This is a genomic window from Hymenobacter sp. UYAg731, assembly GCF_054061335.1.
On the sequence record NZ_JBSSEC010000013.1, the window covers coordinates 1 to 17,662 of the forward strand.

Below are 17,662 nucleotides of genomic sequence, written 5' to 3' on the forward strand. Positions count from 1 at the left end.
CGAAAACCTGGCCGAACGCAACGCCCTGGCCAGCGGCGCTGCGGCGCGCCCGGGCGCCGGCGCGGGGGGGGCGGGGGGGGGGGGGGGGGGCGGGGCGGGGGGGGGGGGGCGGGGGGGGGGGGGGCGGGGGGGGGGGGGGGCCCCCCCGCCCCACTCCGGTCCGGGGCGGGCCGCGGCCCCCGGCAACCGCCGATTCCCAATACCGAAACCGCAGTAACCACCCGCCTTAATGAATAGCTGGCACGCAATTCACTCTTTTATTGAAACTTCTAAGGATTCTTTTTCCCCTTACGAGTCGGGCGGATTCGCGGCGTATTACTACCTGTTGCATCAATCGAGCGGTGAGGCGGCCCCTTACCAGAAGGCCCTGGCGCTGCTCAGCGCCCAACTGGCCGACATCGAGCGGCAAGCGGCAACCATTACTTTCGAAGCTTGCCACACCAACGTTGTGGCGTTGGCCTGGGCCTACCACAAGCTGCGCCCGGACTTGCCGCCGCAGGCCGCCACCGCAGTGGCCCGGGTCGACCAAATCCTGGCGGCTGAAGCGCAGAAACAGGGGCACGGGGCTACCAGCAACGCGGCGGCCGTACTAAGGAGCGTGCGCTACTTTCTGGCGCGCCTGCCCGACGCGGCGGCGGCCACGCACTTGCAGGAACTCATTGGGGCAGCGTATCAAAGCTCGCGAAAACCCCTGACGCAGGCACCCGGCCACAAGGCCACGGACCTGAGCATGGGCAGTGGGTTGATGGGCGAACTGCTGGTGCTGATGGACGTACACAACGCCGGCATTAGCGTGGCCCTGCTCCGCGACGTGGTGCGCCAGGGCATCGCGTTGCTCCTGTCGACGAAGGGCGAAGTAAACTTTCTGGCCGGGCGCTACTCGGTTTTTCCCGTTGCGATTGAACCGTCCGGGGAGCGCCGGGTCACAAACCAGCTCAGCTGGGCGCATGGCGACCTGGGCGCTTCGCTGGTGTTGTACCAGGCCCGGGTCGTGCTTGACGACGCCGAGCTGGGCACCATCGCAGACCTGGTGGGTCTCAACACGCTCCTCCGAAAGGAAGAGCGCACTACCGGCCTGGTCGATTCCCGGTTTGGCCAAGGCACCGCTGGCGTTGCGTGCCTGTACCACCGGCTCTACCGGCTCACCGGCAACCCGGCGTACCAGCGCGGGCACCGGTTTTGGCTGGCCCAAACCGAAGAGTACCTAACGCACGAGTTGGCCACTGGCAGCTATGCCCCCGGGCCGTTGCGCGAGGCCCTGGCCGTGGGGATGGTACTGCTGGGCCTGGGCCACGAGCCGGCCCTGCCCGATACCTACGCCACGGCCACCGCTGCCCTTGAGCCCCAAGGCTGCGGCTGCGGCACCGCCTGCTAACCTTGTTCACCGCCCCGCCTTGCGCGGCCTTTTGCTTCCAACCGCTATGCAACCGCAAACCCCTCCGGCCCGCACCCAGGGCAACCTTTTGGACCGCCTGGCCGCGGCGCACCAGACCGACAAGTGGAACGACCACTGGTACACGCCTCACTACCATGCCCACTTCAAGGGCCGGCGCAAGCAGGCGCTCAAAGTACTCGAAATTGGGGTGGGGGGCTACCAGGACACCACCAGCGGGGGCCATTCCCTGCGCATGTGGCGCGACTACTTCCCCAACAGCACCATCTTCAGCATCGACATTCACGACAAGACCGGGCTGTCGGAAGAGCGCATTAAGATATTTCGGGGCAGCCAGGACGATGCGGCTTTTTTGCAGTGGCTCTCGACCGAGCACGGCCCGTTCGACCTCATCATCGACGACGGCAGCCATGTGAACAGCCACGTCATCACTTCTTTTCAGGTGCTGTTTCCGCTGCTGGCCCCCGACGGGATTTACGCCGTGGAAGACACGCAAACCTCCTACTGGCCCTACATGGGCTTCGGCGGCGACAGCCGCGACCTCCAGAGCCCGGCCACCATGATGGGCTTCTTTAAGGCGCTTACCGACGGCTTGAACCACGAGGAATTTGTGCGCAAAGGCTATCAGCCCAGCTATTTCGACCAGCACATCGTGTCGATGCACTTCTACCATAACCTGGTGTTTGTGTATAAGGGCTGGAACAACGAAGGCAGCAACCTCATCAAAAATAACTCAGCGGCCGAAATGTTGCGCATTGCCGAAGCGCCGTTGAGTAATTCCTTGTAGGCCCCCTTTCCGGGCCGCCGGTTCGGCCCGATTGCACGGATTAAAGCAGCCAGCGGGCTGCAACGCTGCTTCAGCGTTGCAGCCCGCTGGTCGTTTGGGGGTACGCGGCGTCGCAACGGCCGCCAGGAAGTGTGCCCGCCCCCCGAAGCCTGGGTTTGAGCCGCCCGAAGTGCTGCCCGGGCCAGTGCCGGCCACCTGCGGGCGCAACGCGCCGGCTGCTGGCCCCTTATGCGCTCCAAAACGGCTGTTGATACAGCCATTTTCCCTGTTGGTGTAATAGTTTTTAATAGCCGGGACGAGGGGTGGAGCTTTAGCACATCAACCAACAAAAACTCATTTGTCAACCCCCAGCCGTCGCCTTAAGGGCCCGGTTGCATAACCCCACTTTTATGATTACGACCGTAGGCGACCACCACATCACCCTGGATGATTTCTACCAGATTCTCTTCAAAGGCCATTCGGTGGAAGTGGGCGAGCAGGCGCTGAAGCGCGTGACCGAATGTTTCGCTTTCCTCACCGAATTCGCGAAGGACAAGCTGATTTATGGCATCAACACCGGGTTTGGGCCCATGGCGCAGTACCGCATTGCCGAAGGCGAGCAAGTGCAGCTGCAGTACAATCTCATCCGCAGCCACTGTTCCGGCCAGGGCCAGGCCGTGAACCCACTGTTTGTGCGGGCCCTGATGATAGCGCGGATGAACACCTTTCTGCAAGGCAAGTCGGGCGTGCATCCCGACGTGGTGGCGCTGCTGAAGGAGTTCATCAACCGCGACATCTGTCCCGTGGTGTTTGAGCACGGCAGCGTGGGCGCCAGCGGCGACCTGGTGCAGCTGGCCCACCTGGCCCTGAGCCTCATCGGGGAGGGCCGCGTGTGGGCCGACGGCGAGCAGCGGCCCACGGCCGACGTGCTGGCCGCCCACGGCCTGGTGCCGCTGGAAGTGCGGCTGCGCGAAGGCTTGGCCCTGATGAACGGCACGTCGGCCATGACCGGCGTGGGCGTGGTGAATCTCATCAACAGCCGCAACCTGCTGAATTGGAGCCTGGTGGCTTCGGCAATGATTTCGGAGATTGTGGAGTCGTACGACGACCACTACTCCGCCGAACTCAACGACGCCAAGCAGCACGCCGGGCAGCGCGCCGTGGCCGCCCAGATGCGCGCCGTGCTCGCCGACAGCCGCCTGGTGCGCCAGCGGGGCGAGCACCTGTACGCCAAGAAAGTGACCGAAACGGTGCTCGAAGACAAGGTGCAGGAGTACTACTCCATCCGCTGCGTGCCCCAGATTCTGGGACCTATCCACGACACCATCGCCAACGCCACCACGGTGGTGATGAACGAGGTGAACTCCGTGAGCGACAACCCCGTCATCGACAAGGACAAAGGCAGCGTGTACCACGGCGGCAATTTTCACGGCGACTACGTGTCGCTGGAAATGGACAAGCTGAAAGCCGCCATCACCAAGCTCTCGATGCTGAGCGAGCGGCAGCTCAACTTCCTGCTCAACGACAAACTCAACCAGAAGCTGCCGCCGTTCGTGAACCTGGGCCGTCTGGGCTTCAACCTGGGCATGCAGGGGGCCCAGTTCGTGGCCACCTCCACCGTGGCCGAGAACCAGACGCTGGCGTTCCCGATGTACGTACACAGCATCCCCAACAACAACGACAACCAGGACATCGTGAGCATGGGCACCAACGCGGCCCAAATCACCAGCAAGGTCATCGACAACACCTACCAAGTGCTGGCCGTGCAAATGCTGACCGTGCTGCAAGCCGTGGACTACCTCGGCTTCGAGGACCGGCTTTCGTCGGTGTCGCGCCGGGTGTACCAGCAGCTGCGCGCCCTGGTGCCGGTGTTCACCGAAGACACCGTCATGTACGAGAAGATTAGCAAAATCAAGGACTATCTCCAGGCCGAGCACCTGCACCTGGCCGATGCCGCGCCCGTCGAGCCGGCCGTCTGGACGCAGCCCGTGGCGCGCCGCGAACGCGAGCTGGTGCCCCAGGAAGCTTAGGCCGCGCCCCACACCGCTCACCCTTAGCATCAACCGGACATGAAATACGCATTGGTAACCGGGGGCTCCCGGGGCATTGGCAAGGCCATTTGCCTGAAGCTGGCCGACCTGGGCTACAACGTGCTGCTCAACTACGTGGCCAACCAGGCCCGGGCCGAGGAAGTGCAGGCCCTGGTGCGCAGCAAGGGCGTGGAAGCCGAGCTGCTGCGCTTCGACGTGGCCAAGGCGGCCGAGGTGGAAGAAGTGCTGGCCGGCTGGCTGGCCGCTCACCCCACCAAACGGGTGGAGGTGCTGGTGAACAACGCCGGCGTGCGCCGCGATGGCCTGCTCATGCTCATGAGCAACGCGGAGTGGCAGGACGTGATGGACACCGGGGCCGGGGGCTTTTTCAACGTCACCCGCCTCATTATTCGCGGCATGATTCGGCAGAAGGCCGGCCGCGTCATCAACATCGTCTCGCTCTCCGGCCTGAAAGGCCTGCCCGGCCAAACCAATTACTCGGCCGCTAAGGCTGCGGTGATTGGGGCCACCAAAGCCCTGGCCCAGGAAGTGGGCCGCAAAAACATCACGGTGAACGCCGTGGCCCCCGGTTTCATCCGCACCGATATGATTCAGGACCTGTGCGAAGACGACCACAAGGCACTGATTCCACTGAACCGCTTCGGCGAACCCGAGGAAGTGGCCGCGCTGGTGGGCTTTCTGGCCACCCCGCAGGCGGCCTACATCACCGGACAAGTCATTTCCATCAACGGCGGCCTGTACTAACCAACTGACTAATAAGCCCATGCTACAGAGCGAAAAAAAGCTGGAGGTGCGCTTTTGCGAGGTCGACTCCATGCACATTGTGTGGCACGGCCACTACCTCCAGTACCTGGAGGAAGGCCGCGAGGACTTCGGCCGCAAGTTTGGGCTGGGCTACCGGCAGCTGGCCGCGGCCGGCTACGGCATCCCCATCGTGGACCTGCAAGTGAGCTACAAGCAGTCGCTACGCTACGGCGACGCCCTGGTGGTGGAAACCCGCTACCGGCCCACGGCGGCCCCTAAGCTCTGTTTTGACTACCGCATCCGCCGCGCCGACAGCCGCGAAATCGTATGCACCGGCCGCACTACCCAGGTCTTTATCGACGCCCACCAACAGCTGCTGCTGCTGCCGCCGCCCTGCTTCACGGCTTGGTTGCAGCAGTGGCAGCTCACTCCCGAACCCGCCTTATGAAACCCGTCTTTTACGCCGCCAGCCACTGCGTGACGCCTTTGGGCTTCAGCACCGCCGATACCTTCCGCGCCGTGCAGACCGGCGCGTCGGCCCTGCGCCCGCAGTGGTTCGACTTTCTGGGCGACAGCTTCTGCGTCGCCACCCTCGACGCCGACCGGCTGGAGGACGCGTTTGTCCCCCTGGCCACGACGGTTCCCTACACCAAGCTCGAAAAGATGAGCATCGTGGCGGTGGCCGGCGCTCTGGCGCAAGTCGACGCCAACCTCACCGGCCCCGAAACGCTGCTGGTGTACTGCACCACCAAGGGCAACATCGACCAGCTGGCCAGCGCGGCCGGGCAGCCGGTGCCCCCCGGGCTGTACCTGAGCGGGCTGGCCCGCACGGTGGCCCGCCACTTTGGCTTTGTGAATGACCCGCTGGTGGTGTCCAATGCCTGCATTTCGGGGCTGCAGGGCCTGCTGGTGGCCCAGCGCCTGCTCCGGGCCGGCCGCTACCGACACGCCGTGGTGGTGGGTGCTGACCAGGTATCGAAGTTCACGCTGGCAGGCTTTCACTCTTTCAACGCGCTGAGCCGGCAGCTGTGCCGGCCCTTCGACGCCGCCCGGCAGGGCATCAACCTCGGCGAAGCCGCCGCCGCCGTGGTGCTCACCACCGACCTGGCCCTGGCCGGGCCCGTGGAAGTAGTGGCCGGGGCCAGCAGCAACGACGCGCACCACATTTCGGCACCCTCCCGCACCGGCGAAGGCCTCTACCAGGCGCTGGTCCGGGTACTGCAGCAGACCGGTCCCGAGCGGCCGGACTTCATTGGCGCGCACGGCACGGCCACCCTCTACAACGACGAGATGGAGGCCCAGGCCCTGCACCGGGCGGCGCTGCACGAGGTGCCGCTGCACAGCCTCAAGGGCTACTTCGGGCACACGCTGGGGGCCTCGGGCCTGCTGGAGTCGGCCCTGGGCGTGGAGTCGCTGCTGCGCGACGAGCTCATTTGCTCGAAGGGCTACGCCACCTGCGGCACCACCCTGCCGCTGCGCCCCATTGTGCAGCCCGCCCGCGTCCGTCTGCGGCGCTTCCTGAAAACTTCCTCGGGGTTTGGGGGCTGCAACGCGGCCGTCTTATTCGCCAAAGCCGCTTAGCCATGGACACCTGCATCACCGCCCACTGCACCATTCGCGGGCACCGCATTCACCTCAACGGGGCCCTGGCCTACGAAGCGCCGGACCCGGCCGCAGACCTGAATACCTTTCTGGTGGGGGCTTACCGCCACTTCGGGGTGCAGTACCCCAAGTTTTTCAAGATGGACGCCCTCTGCAAGCTAGCCTTTCTCACGGCCGAGCTGGTGCTGCCCGCCGCCGGGGTGCTGGCCCGCCAGGCCCCCGGCGCCGTGGGCCTGGTGCTGGCCAACCGCTCGTCGAGCCTGCTCACCGACCTGGCCCACCAGCGCAGCATTGCCGACGCAGCCTCCTATTTCCCCAGCCCGTCCGTGTTCGTGTACACCCTGCCCAATATCCTGATTGGAGAAATCAGCATCCGCCACCAGCTCACGGGCGAAAACGCGCTGTTTGTGGCCGATGCCTTTGAGCCCGCGGTACTGGCAGCCTACGCCGGCCAGCTGCTGGCCGAAGGTGCCAGCCAGGCCTGCCTCTGCGGCTGGGTCGAAGCGGCGCCGGACGCCTACGAATCGTTTTTCTACGTGGTCGAGCAGGGCGTGGCCCCGCTGCCGCACCACGTTGCCAACCTCAACACACTTCATGCTTTTTCTCTCACCTAATTAACCCCCAACTCCCATGTCACTGCTCATCGAACAACTCAAAACCCAGCTCATCACCGAACTGAACCTGGTGGATATCCAGCCCGCCGACATTGCTTCCGAAGCGCCCCTGTTCAACGACGGCGGCCTCGGCCTCGACTCCATCGACGCGCTGGAGCTGACCGTGATACTGGACAAGTACTACGGCATCAAAATCACCGACCCGGCCGAGATGAAAAAAGCCTTTTTCTCGCTCGACACGCTCGCGGCCTTCATTGGCGAGCGCCAGCCCGCCCCCATCGAAGCCTAAGCCCCGGCGGGCCGCCAGCGGCCCGCCGGGCCTGCCCCGATGATTGAGCTGTGGTACACGGCCTTTCCGGCGGCGCTGGCCCCCGAGGTCCTCAGCGCCCATCTGACCCGGCTGCCGCCGGCCTGGCAGCGCAAAGTGCTGGGCCGCCGCCGGGCCGCCGGCCAGGCGGGCACGCTGTTCGGAGCCCTGCTGCTCCAGCACGTGCTGGAGCAGCAACCGGCCGGCTACGGGCTGGCCCAGGTGCGCCACACGGCCGACAACCGGCCCTACCTGCCCGGACAATCCCTGGATTTCAATATTTCGCATGCCGGGCGGTACGCGGTGTGCGCGCTGAGCCCGGCCGGCCGGGTGGGCGTCGACCTTGACCACCGGACGCGGGCCGACCTCGCGCCTTTCGCGCCGCATTTCGCGCCCGCCGAATGGGCCGCGCTGCAAGCCGCCCCTGACCCCCAGCGGGCCTTTTGCCGCCTCTGGACCCAAAAAGAAGCCGTGGCCAAGGCCGATGGCCGCGGCCTGAACATTCCGCTGCGCGACATCCGCATCGGCCCCGACCATGCGCAGGTGGCGGCTGCCCGCTGGCACTTGCAGGAGGTGCGCGTGGGCGCGCCTTACTGCCTGCATGTAGCCAGCAGCCTGCCCCTCCCCGTGGCCCCCCTGCGCCGGGTGCGCTTTGAAACCGGACTTGCCGAACCCCAAGACTTATAACCCTCTTACCCCGAATGCGATGGACGTGTACGTAACTGGCTTGGGCATGATTTCCGCGCTCGGCCCCGACGTGGCCACGGCCCTGGACGGGCTGGTGCTGGGCCGCTCCGGCCTGGGGCCAATCCGCCAGGTAGAGACGCGGCTCCAGGGCCGCTTTGTGGCCGGCGAAGTGCCGCTGTCCGATGCGGCCCTGGCCGCCCGCGCCACCCTGCCCGGCGCCGAGCTGACCCGCACCACGCTCCTGGGCTACCTCGCGGCCCGCGAAGCCTGGCAGAGCGCGGGCCTGAACGCCGATGACACGGCCCGCACGGGCTTTATCTCGGCGTCGACGGTGGGCGGCACGGGGCACGCCGAGCGGTACTACCAGGCCTTTCTGAGCGAGCAGCTGACCCCGCCCTTCATCGACACCTACGACAACGCCGACAGCACCGAGTTCATTGCCCGGCACCTGGGCATCCGCGAGCTGGTGACCACCGTCAACACGGCCTGCGCCTCGTCGGCGAATGCCGTGGTGCTGGGTGCCCGCCTAATCCGGCAGGGCGTGCTCGACCGCGTGGTGGTGGGCGGTGCCGATGCCCTGGCGCGCTTCACCCTCAATGGCTTCAACGCCCTGATGTTGCTCGACCCTGGGCCCTGCAAGCCATTCGACGCGGACCGCAAGGGCATCAACCTGGGCGAGGGCGCGGCCTACCTCGTGCTGGAAGGCGAGGCGGTGGCCCGCCGGCGGGGTGCCCCGCTTCGGGCCCGGCTCAGCGGCTACGGGCTGACCAACGATGCCCACCACCAAACCGCCTCGTCGCCCACCGGCTACGGCCTGCAGTTGGCCATGCGCCAGGCCCTGCGCCGGGCAGACCTGGCACCGGCGGCCATCGGCTACCTCAACGCCCACGGCACCGGCACGGCCAACAACGACGTGACGGAAGGCGCGGCCATCAAGGAAGTGTTTGGCGGGGCCGTGCCCCCGTTCAGCTCCACCAAGCCCTTCACGGGCCACGCGCTGGGCGCGGCCGGGGCCATCGAGGCGGTGGTGTCGGTGCTGGCCCTGACGCACGGGCTGGTGTGGCCCAACCTGCACTTCGAGCACCCCATTCCCGAGCACGGCCTGGTGCCCATCCGCGTGCTGCAAAAGGCCCCCGGGCTGCGGCACGTGCTGAGCACTTCGGCCGGCATGGGCGGCTCTTGCTGCGCCCTCCTTTTTTCTCAACCCTAACCCTTCGCCGCATGCACGCCTACATCAACGGCCTCCGCAGCATCAGCCCCGCCCCGGATGCCAGTACTGGTTCCGTCGGATTCCGACGGGCCGTGGACCCGCCCTACGCCGGGGTGCTCAACCCCGGGGAGATGCGCCGCATGCCGCGGCTGGTAAAAATGGGGCTTTACGCCGCCACCCAGTGCCTGGCCGATGCCGGCCTGGCCACCGTGGACGCCATTGCCGTGGGCACGGGCCTGGGCAGTTTCGAGGGCTTCGAGAAGTTCGAGGCCGCGTTGCTGCAGCAGCAAGAAGGCACGGTGTCGCCCACGCCGTTCATTCAGTCCCTGGACAACGCCGTGGCCGGACAGATTGCCCTGAGCCTGCAATGCTACGGCTCGAACATGACCTATACGCACCGGGGCTTCTCCTTTGAAACTGCCCTGCTTGACGGCCTGCTGCTTTTGGCCGAGGGCGACGGCGTCGCGAACGTGCTGGTGGGCGGCCTCGACGAAACCACGCCCACCTACGCCGCCCTGCTGGCCCGCGCCGGCCACCTGAACCGCGCCCCTGGTCCCGTGGAGCACAGCCGTACTCCCGGGGTGCAGCCGGGCGAAGGGGCCACTTTCATGGTGCTGTCGGCCGAGCGCCAGGCCGGCACCCTGGCTGCCGTGCGGGCGGTGCGTACACTGTTCAGCCCGCGCACCGCCCTGGAGGTAGAAGCCGCCGTGGCCGCCCTGCTGCAAGAGCAGCAGCTGCTTCCCGCCGACCTCGGCCTGGTGTTGCTGGGGCACTCCGGCGATGCCGCGGCCGACCACAAGCTGCGGGCGTTGGCCGCCGGCCTGCTGGCGGCCACGCCCCGGGAGTACTTCAAGAACTACTGCGGCGAGTACCACACCGCCGCCGCCTTCGCCGTGGGACTGGGCGTGCATCGCCTGGCCCCACCCACCGGAGCCGTACCCGCGAACGCGCCCGAAACGTGCCTGATTGTCAATCAGTACCGCGACATCAACTACAGCTTCATCCTCCTCACCCGCGATTAAGCCGCCATGCCCGACTCGTTCCCAACGCTTGCGCCCGGCTGGGCCGCCCGGCCCCTGGTAGGCCCCGCCAACGTGACGGCCTACATCCCCCAGCGGGTGCCGTTTGTCCTCATCGATACCCTGTACCAGTGCGGCCCCGGCCAGGCCTGGGCCGGGCTGCTGGTACCGGACAACCACCTGATGGTGCAGCAGGGCTACCTCAGTGAGGCGGGCATTCTCGAAAGCATGGCCCAGGCCGTGGCCCTGAAATCGGGCTACGAAGCGTGCGCGCAAGCCGCCGGCACCCCGCCGCGGGTCGGGTTCATTGCCGCCCTCAAAGCAGTGCAGATACACGCGCTGGCCCCGGTGAGCTGCACGCTGGTTACCCATGTGGAGGTGCTGCTACAGGCCCTGGACGTGCTGGTGGTGAAAACCAGCTGCGGCTACAACACGACCCCCGTGGCGCAGTGCGAAATGCGCCTGTTTCTGGAAACGGCGCTGCCCGCCCAGGGCGTCGTCGCCCCGGTAGTCGCGGTGCCATCCGACTATGCCTAACGCCTAATTCCTGCCCCATGCACCATCCCGCTCCTCTTTTGCTCGGTTCCTTCTTTTCGGTGGCGGCCAGCACCGCCACGCCCGGCCGGCTGCAAGCCCAGCTGCACCTCAACGCCCACCACGCCGTGTTCAGCGGGCACTTCCCCGGCCAGCCGGTGGTGCCCGGCGTGTGCGTGCTGGCCATGGTGAAGGACGTGCTGGCGCAGCACCTGGGCAAGGAGTTGCTGCTGCGTCACTGCGGCCACGTCAAGTTTGTGCATCCGGTCAACCCGCTGGCCATGCCCGTGCTGGACCTGACCGTGGACTACGGTGTCCGTCCCTATTTTCTGGATTTTCAAGTCAGCCTGCAACACCACGAGCAAGCGCTGTGCCGGGTCGCGGGCAGTTTTCAAACCGACTTTCTCTAAGATTTCACCCGCTATTTTCTCTCCTTTTTTCCGCTTCAAACCCCCAGTCCTATGGCACACTTTGGCGTACTCGCCCCGCCCCTGCACGGGCACCTGAATCCCCTGCTGGCCCTGGCCACTGCCCTGACTGAGCGGGGACACGCCGTCACGTTTTTCAATATTCCCGACGTCGAGCAAAAGATTCGCAAAGCCGGGCACCGCATCGAGGTGGTGGGCCGCGTTAGCTACCCGCTGGGGTGGTTGCCCACGCTACAGGCCGTTACGGGCCGGCTCAATAGCCTGGCCGCCATGCTGCACTGGAACGAAGAGGGCTGCTACATGGCCGAGCAACTCTACGAGGAGTACGCCGAAGCCATTGCCAAAACCGGGGTTGACTACCTGCTGGTTGACCAGATTGACATTCTGGGCGGCACCCTGGCCGAGTACCTGGACATTCCGTTCGTTTCCATCTGCGACACGCTCATCACGAACTGGGAAGCAGGTATTCCGCCCTCCTTTGTGGGCAATGCTTACTCCAGTGCCCCGGAGGCCCTGGCCACTAACCGCGTGATGTTCGACGCCATTCAGCAGGGCTTTGAACCCGTCACGCGCCTGATTAACCGGGTGCGGGCCACTTGGGGCCTGCCCGCCTTTGCGAGCGCCGACAACTACTTCCCGCAGTCGCCCCTGGCCACCATCTCCCAGCAGCTGCGGGCCTTTGACTTTCCGCGCCGGGCCTTGCCCACAACGTTCCACTACGTTGGCCCGATGCGGCTGCCCGAAGCCGGGGAAGGGCCCTTTCCCTACGAGCGGCTGACCGGCCAGCCCCTGGTATATGCTTCGCTGGGCACGTTGGTCAACGGCAATACCCACCTGTTTCACGCCATTGCCGCCGCCTGCGCCCCGCTCGATGTGCAGCTGGTACTGGCCGTGGGCCACGGCAACGACCTGGCCGAGTTCCGGCAGTTGCCCGGTGCGCCGCTGGTGGTGCAGTATGCCCCCCAGCAGGCGCTGCTGGAGCGCGCCACGCTGGCCATCACGCACGCCGGCCTGAACACGGTGCTCGACTGCCTGATACACGGCGTGCCCATGGTGGCCATCCCCGTTTCGTTCGACCAGCCGGGCATTGCGGCGCGGGTGCAGTGGACCGGCGTGGGCGAAGTGGTGCCCCTGAAAAGGGCCGGGGAGGAGGCCATCCGCCGCGCGGTGCAGGCCCTGCTGGCCGATGCTGGCTACGGCCAGCGGGTGCGGGCGCTGCAGGCCCAACTGGCCCCCGAAGGCGGCGCGGCCCGGGCCGCCACCCTCCTCCACGACTTGGTACGCTCGGCCGCTTCCCGTCTCGCGCTGGCCCGGGCCCAAAATTTAGAACTGGCCATCAACTAATTACCCTTCTAATCATGGTTATTCCCCTTATCGAACAGCAGCCGGCGGCCGTCATCCGGGCATTTCAGGAAGCCCGGCTCCAGGAGCTGCTGCGCTACCTGGCCGCGCACTCGCCCTTTTACCAGGCCGCCTGGGCCCGGGCCGGGGTGAACCTCGCCAGCATCCGGCACCTGGAAGACCTGGCCCGCCTGCCCGTGACCACCAAGCAGGACCTGCACGAGCGCCCCGCCGATTTTCTGTGCGTGCCCCCGGCCCGCATCATCGACTACGTGTGTACCTCGGGCACGCTGGGCCTGCCGGTTACCTTCGGCCTCACCGACGGCGACCTGGACCGCCTGGCTTACAACGAGTACCTCTCGCTGGGCTGCGCCGGCGGCGGGGCCGATGAGCTCTACCAGCTCACCACTACCATGGACAAGCGCTTCATGGCCGGCATGGCCTACTTCCTGGGCGCCCGCCGCCTGGGGGCCGGCATCATCCGGGTGGGCGGCGGCGTGGTGGAGATGCAGTGGGACACCATCCTGCGCCTGCGGCCCACGGCCCTGATTGCGGTGCCCAGTTTCGTGGTCAAGCTGCTCGATTACGCCGAGGAACACGGCATCGACTTTGCCGCCAGCAGCGTGCGCAAAGTCGTGTGCATCGGCGAGAACATCCGCCACCCCGATTTTTCTTTAAATGCCCTGGGGCGGCGCATCCGCGCCAAGTGGGACGTGGAGCTGTACTCCACCTACGCGGCCACGGAAATGGGCACCTCGTTCACGGAGTGCAGCGCCGGACAGGGCGGCCACCACCACCCCGAGTTGCTGATTGTGGAAGTGCTCGACCAGCACAACCAGCCCGTGCCCGACGGCGTGGCCGGCGAGCTCACCATTACCACCCTGGGCGTGGAGGGCATGCCCCTGCTGCGCTTTAAAACCGGCGATATTGGCATCGTACACCGCGAAGCCTGCGCCTGCGGCCGCACCACCGCCCGCCTGAGCCCCATCCTGGGCCGCAAGCAGCAAATGCTGAAGTACAAGGGCACCACGCTCTACCCCCAGCTCATCCACGACGCGCTGAACGAGGTGGCTTTCGTGAACAACTACGTGGTGGAAAGCTACACCAACGACATCGGCACCGACGAGCTGCTCATCCACATCGGCTGCCACGAGCCCTCGGTCCGCGCCCAAGGCCACCTCAGGGAGCACTTGCAGGCCAAGCTGCGCGTGGCCCCCGCGCTGCTGTTCAAAACGGTGGCCGAGGTCAGCCAGATGCAGCTGGCGGGCAGTGCCCGCAAGGCTCGCGTGTTTATTGACCGCCGGGCCGCGTAGCCGCCCGCGCCATGCGCGGGGTCGCCGCTCAGAAGCCTGCTGCGGGACCCGCCTGAAAAGCGCCGCAACCGAGGAATAGTACTGCGAATCACCCCGTTGGTGTAATAAATTATCACCCGGCAAATCGCCCCCCCATCTTTCGGACATCAAACAAAAACAACCCCGCTTACCCTCGCCCCAAAGGCTTTCTTTTCGCCCGTCGCGGCGCTAACCAGCATCCGGCGGCGCTTTTGAAATCTTACCCCGCTTTTTGCCTGAACGAGCAGCCCTCCTGCTCACTACCCTATCCAACAGCTATGAAAACGAACTCTCTTTTCGCCGCCGCCACCGTCCTTGCCTTGCTGGGGCACGCGTCGGTGGCCGTGGGCCAAAGCAAGGTGGCAGGGATGGTGTCGTACAACAAGGCCACGCCGCTGGCCGAGGTGGCGCTCTCCATCGACGGCAGCTACGACGGCGGCCTTTCGGCCAAGGACGGCTCCTTCTTGTTCGAGACCACGCAGGTTGGCCCGCACTTGCTCGTTGCCAAGGCCGAAGGGTACCAGGACGTGGTGCAGACCATTGACATCCAGGACTCCACCGCCACGGTAAAGGTTGACATCATTTTCACCGTTAAGTCGATGGGCCTGCAAGAGGTGGTGGTGCAGTCCCGGGCCTTTGCCAACGAGGACCGCATCAAGGCCCTGGCCATGCACTCGACCGACATCCTGACCACGGCCACCGATGGCAGCGTGGTGACGGCCCTCAAAACCCAGCCCGGTGCCCAGCAGGTGGGCGAAAGCAGCGACTTGTTTGTGCGCGGCGGCACCGGGGCCGAGAGCAAGATTTTCATGGACGGCCTGCTGGTGAACAACTTCAACTACAGCAGCCCTGCCAACCAGGCCTCCCGCAGCCGTTTTCCGCCGGGGCTTTTCAAGGGGGCCTTCTTTAGCAGCGGGGGCTACTCGGCCCTCTACGGCCAGGCCCTGTCTTCGACGCTGATTCTCGAATCGGAGGACTTGCCCGCCAAAAGCAGCGCCGACTTCGGCATCTCGCCGCTGTCCCTGGAGGGCGGAGCCCAGCTGCTGTCCAAAAACAAGACCTCCATGGTGGGTGCCTCGCTCAAGTACACCGACCTGTCCCTGGTGTTCAAAACCCTCAAGCCGACCCTGCAATTTGACACCGCGCCGAAATACCTGGACGGCAGCGCCTTTTTCAAAAAGAAATTTGCCCAGGACGGCATGCTCAAGTTCTACGGCAGCGTGGGGCGCAGCAACCTGGGGCTGCAGCAGCCCGACCTCAACTTTCCCGGGCTCAGCGACCACCTGACGCTGCGCAACGACAACCTCTACTCCAACCTCACTTACACCCAAAGCTTTAAGGGCTGGAAAGTGTACCTGGGCACTTCCTACAGCACCAACGTGGACCGCTTCGGGCTGGTACTGAAGCAGGAAGAGAACCAGGTGTACGACTCGGTGGCCCGCGACAACACCACCCTGCTGCAACTCCGAACCGTGGTGTCGCGGCGGGTGCTCAACAACGGCCGGGTGCAGTTTGGCGGCGAAGTGCTGCGCTCCACCGAAGGCCTGCACTCGTCCCGGACCGACCTGGGCCAGCTCCAGGACACCTACAGCGCCGGCTTCGTGGAGCTGGAGAACTACCTCACCGAGCGCATCTCGGCCCGGGTGGGGCTGCGGCTTGAGCACAGCAACCTGCTGCAACGCGCCAACCTGGCCCCGCGGGCTTCCCTCTCCTACACCTTCGACAACAAGGGCTTGCTTACCCTGGCCTACGGCGAGTTCTATCAAAAGCCGGAAAAGCGCTATCAGCTGGCCCAGCCCGAGCTGGGCTTCACCCAGGCCACGCACTACGTCCTGACCTACTTCAAGGCCGACAACTACTACACCTTCCGCTCCGAAATCTTCTACAAGAGCTACGACCACCTGGTCAAGACCGTCCCCAGCCTGACCAACAATGGCAGCGGCTACGCCCAGGGGCTGGAGGTGTTCTGGCGGGACAAAAAGACCCTGCGCGTGGTGGACTACTGGGTCAGCTACTCCTACCTCGACACCAAGCGCGACTACCTGAACTTTCCCTTCGCGGTGCAGCCCAATTTCGCCGCCAAGCACACGCTCGCCCTCGTCACGAAGAAGTACTTCCCAGCCGTCCGCATCAGCCTCAGTGCTTCCTACTCCTTCGCCACGGGCCGTCCCTATTACAACCCCAACCTGGCCCCGGACGACTTCATGCAGGACCGGACCATCAACTACAACAACCTGGGCGTGGGCATCTACTACCTGCCCACTATCAAAAAATCTTTTTCGGTTATCGCCCTTACCGTCAGCAATATCCTGGGCAATCAGCAGGTCTACGGCTACAACTACTCCACCGTCAACCCGGCCCAGCGCACGGCCATTGTGCCCACCAACAACCCCTTCGTTTTCCTGGGCCTCTTCATGAACTTCGGGGTGGACCGCACCCAAGAAATCATCAAATAACCCGTTTCTCTTCTCCCATCATTCCAGCCGCACATCATGAAAATAACGCTCTTTTCCCTCGCCCTGGTAGCGGGTGGCCTGAACGCCCACGCGCAGTCCAGCCAGTTCCAAACCGCCATCACGCAGAATCTGGCCACGCTTGACACCGTTACCCGGAGTGCCGGCTTCAAGAAGCTCACCGGCAATTTCGAGCGCATCGCCGCCGCCGAGAAAACCCAGTGGCTGCCCTACTACTACGCCAGCTACTGCGCCATCCGGACGGCCCGCCTGGAGCGCGACTTCAACAAGCTCGACGCCACGCTGGACAAAGCCGAGTCCCTGGCACAATCGGCTAACGCGCTGAGCCCCAAAAACTCCGAAGTCTACTGCCTCAACGCCCTGATTGCTTACACCCGCATCAACGTGGACTTCATGGCCCGGGGCCCCAAGTTCAGCGGCATTGCCAACGAGGCCCTGGCCACGGCCCAGCAGCTGGACCCCGCCAACCCCCGCCCCTACCTGCTCATCGGGCAAAGCAAGTATTCCACGCCCGAACAGTTCGGCGGGGACAAGAAGCTGGCCTGCCAGTACTTCGAGAAAGCCAACGCGCTGTTCGCGGCGGCCCCGGCCTCGCCCATCAACCCGCGCTGGGGCAAGGCCGATGCGGCCCGCTACCTGGGCCTCTGCAACCAGCCGGCCGCGGCCACGGCCAAGAAGTAGCCCGTAGCCCCCGCGCCGGCCGCTCGCCGTCGCATCCACTCGTCCATCACGCCTGCCCGCCAGGGAAGCCCCGCCGCTTCCTCCATTGCCAGGCTATGCCAAAACGGGGAAGCCGAAAACCGTCCAGAGTAGGCAACAAACAACCACACCCAACACCCTATGAACACTGAACTGACCACTGCTCAGGAGTTGAACGACAACCTGTTCGTTCTCGAGCTGGAAGAGCGCCTCGAAATGGTGGAAGCCATGGAGCTGACCTCCGTGAGCTGCTGCTTCGACAGCTAGGAAACGCTGTCACCTCATTTACGGGGAAGCCGAAAACCGTCCAGAGTAGGCAACAAACAACCACACCCAATACCCTATGAACACTGAACTGACCACTGCCCAGGAGTTGAACGACAACCTGTTCGTTCTCGAGCTGGAAGAGCGCCTCGAAATGGTGGAAGCCATGGAGCTGACCTCCGTGAGCTGCTGCTTCGA

General features: G+C 65.2%; 18 protein-coding genes. All 18 read left to right on the forward strand.

What is annotated here, in order from left to right; genetic code table 11:
• The first annotated feature begins 229 nt into the window (after positions 1 to 229).
• The 18 genes from ACVWYF_RS22560 (at position 230) to ACVWYF_RS22645 (ending at position 17,467) form a co-directional block, all read left to right on the forward strand.
• Entirely contained in the window at positions 230 to 1,375 is a 1,146-nt protein-coding gene (locus ACVWYF_RS22560; RefSeq protein WP_457072451.1) for a lanthionine synthetase LanC family protein, read from the forward strand.
• Between the two features lie 46 nt (positions 1,376 to 1,421).
• The gene (locus ACVWYF_RS22565) at positions 1,422 to 2,180 is read left to right on the forward strand and encodes a class I SAM-dependent methyltransferase (protein ID WP_457072452.1); all 759 of its coding nucleotides are present in this window, start codon (positions 1,422 to 1,424) and stop codon (positions 2,178 to 2,180) included.
• A gap of 389 nt (positions 2,181 to 2,569) precedes the next feature.
• Positions 2,570 to 4,189, forward strand: coding sequence for an HAL/PAL/TAL family ammonia-lyase (locus ACVWYF_RS22570; RefSeq protein ID WP_457072453.1), 1,620 nt, complete (start codon positions 2,570 to 2,572; stop codon positions 4,187 to 4,189).
• 39 nt (positions 4,190 to 4,228) lie between these two features.
• A complete protein-coding gene (gene fabG / locus ACVWYF_RS22575) occupies positions 4,229 to 4,954 on the forward strand; it encodes a 3-oxoacyl-ACP reductase FabG (protein ID WP_457072454.1) in 726 nt (241 codons plus the stop codon).
• 19 nt (positions 4,955 to 4,973) lie between these two features.
• The gene (locus ACVWYF_RS22580) at positions 4,974 to 5,402 is read left to right on the forward strand and encodes an acyl-CoA thioesterase (RefSeq protein WP_457072455.1); all 429 of its coding nucleotides are present in this window, start codon (positions 4,974 to 4,976) and stop codon (positions 5,400 to 5,402) included.
• Entirely contained in the window at positions 5,399 to 6,535 is a 1,137-nt protein-coding gene (locus tag ACVWYF_RS22585) for a beta-ketoacyl-[acyl-carrier-protein] synthase family protein (protein WP_457072456.1), read from the forward strand. Before ACVWYF_RS22580 ends, ACVWYF_RS22585 begins: the two co-directional genes overlap by 4 nt.
• A gap of 2 nt (positions 6,536 to 6,537) precedes the next feature.
• Positions 6,538 to 7,170 (forward strand): hypothetical protein, encoded by a 633-nt coding sequence (locus ACVWYF_RS22590; RefSeq protein WP_457072457.1) that lies wholly within the window; start codon positions 6,538 to 6,540, stop codon positions 7,168 to 7,170.
• A gap of 16 nt (positions 7,171 to 7,186) precedes the next feature.
• The gene (locus ACVWYF_RS22595; RefSeq protein WP_457072458.1) at positions 7,187 to 7,459 is read left to right on the forward strand and encodes a phosphopantetheine-binding protein; all 273 of its coding nucleotides are present in this window, start codon (positions 7,187 to 7,189) and stop codon (positions 7,457 to 7,459) included.
• A gap of 39 nt (positions 7,460 to 7,498) precedes the next feature.
• Complete coding sequence (locus tag ACVWYF_RS22600; protein WP_457072459.1) at positions 7,499 to 8,164, forward strand: 4'-phosphopantetheinyl transferase family protein; 666 nt, start codon at positions 7,499 to 7,501, stop codon at positions 8,162 to 8,164.
• A 19-nt stretch (positions 8,165 to 8,183) separates the two neighbouring features.
• Entirely contained in the window at positions 8,184 to 9,374 is a 1,191-nt protein-coding gene (locus ACVWYF_RS22605; RefSeq protein ID WP_457072460.1) for a beta-ketoacyl-[acyl-carrier-protein] synthase family protein, read from the forward strand.
• A gap of 11 nt (positions 9,375 to 9,385) precedes the next feature.
• Positions 9,386 to 10,396 (forward strand): beta-ketoacyl synthase N-terminal-like domain-containing protein, encoded by a 1,011-nt coding sequence (locus tag ACVWYF_RS22610; protein WP_457072461.1) that lies wholly within the window; start codon positions 9,386 to 9,388, stop codon positions 10,394 to 10,396.
• 6 nt (positions 10,397 to 10,402) lie between these two features.
• The gene (locus ACVWYF_RS22615) at positions 10,403 to 10,930 is read left to right on the forward strand and encodes a hypothetical protein (protein WP_457072462.1); all 528 of its coding nucleotides are present in this window, start codon (positions 10,403 to 10,405) and stop codon (positions 10,928 to 10,930) included.
• Positions 10,931 to 10,947: 17 nt separating this feature from the next.
• Positions 10,948 to 11,337 carry a hypothetical protein gene (locus tag ACVWYF_RS22620; protein ID WP_457072463.1) on the forward strand — a complete coding sequence of 130 codons (390 nt, stop codon included), beginning with the start codon at positions 10,948 to 10,950 and terminating at the stop codon, positions 11,335 to 11,337.
• Positions 11,338 to 11,388: 51 nt separating this feature from the next.
• A complete protein-coding gene (locus ACVWYF_RS22625; RefSeq protein ID WP_457072464.1) occupies positions 11,389 to 12,699 on the forward strand; it encodes a glycosyltransferase in 1,311 nt (436 codons plus the stop codon).
• A 14-nt stretch (positions 12,700 to 12,713) separates the two neighbouring features.
• Entirely contained in the window at positions 12,714 to 14,009 is a 1,296-nt protein-coding gene (locus ACVWYF_RS22630; protein WP_457072465.1) for a phenylacetate--CoA ligase family protein, read from the forward strand.
• Between the two features lie 296 nt (positions 14,010 to 14,305).
• The gene (locus tag ACVWYF_RS22635) at positions 14,306 to 16,483 is read left to right on the forward strand and encodes a TonB-dependent receptor (protein ID WP_457072466.1); all 2,178 of its coding nucleotides are present in this window, start codon (positions 14,306 to 14,308) and stop codon (positions 16,481 to 16,483) included.
• A gap of 36 nt (positions 16,484 to 16,519) precedes the next feature.
• Positions 16,520 to 17,182: a hypothetical protein gene (locus tag ACVWYF_RS22640; protein WP_457072467.1), complete on the forward strand. Its 663-nt coding sequence runs from the start codon at positions 16,520 to 16,522 to the stop codon at positions 17,180 to 17,182.
• Between the two features lie 159 nt (positions 17,183 to 17,341).
• Positions 17,342 to 17,467, forward strand: coding sequence for a hypothetical protein (locus ACVWYF_RS22645; RefSeq protein WP_457072468.1), 126 nt, complete (start codon positions 17,342 to 17,344; stop codon positions 17,465 to 17,467).
• The last annotated feature ends 195 nt before the right edge of the window (positions 17,468 to 17,662 follow it).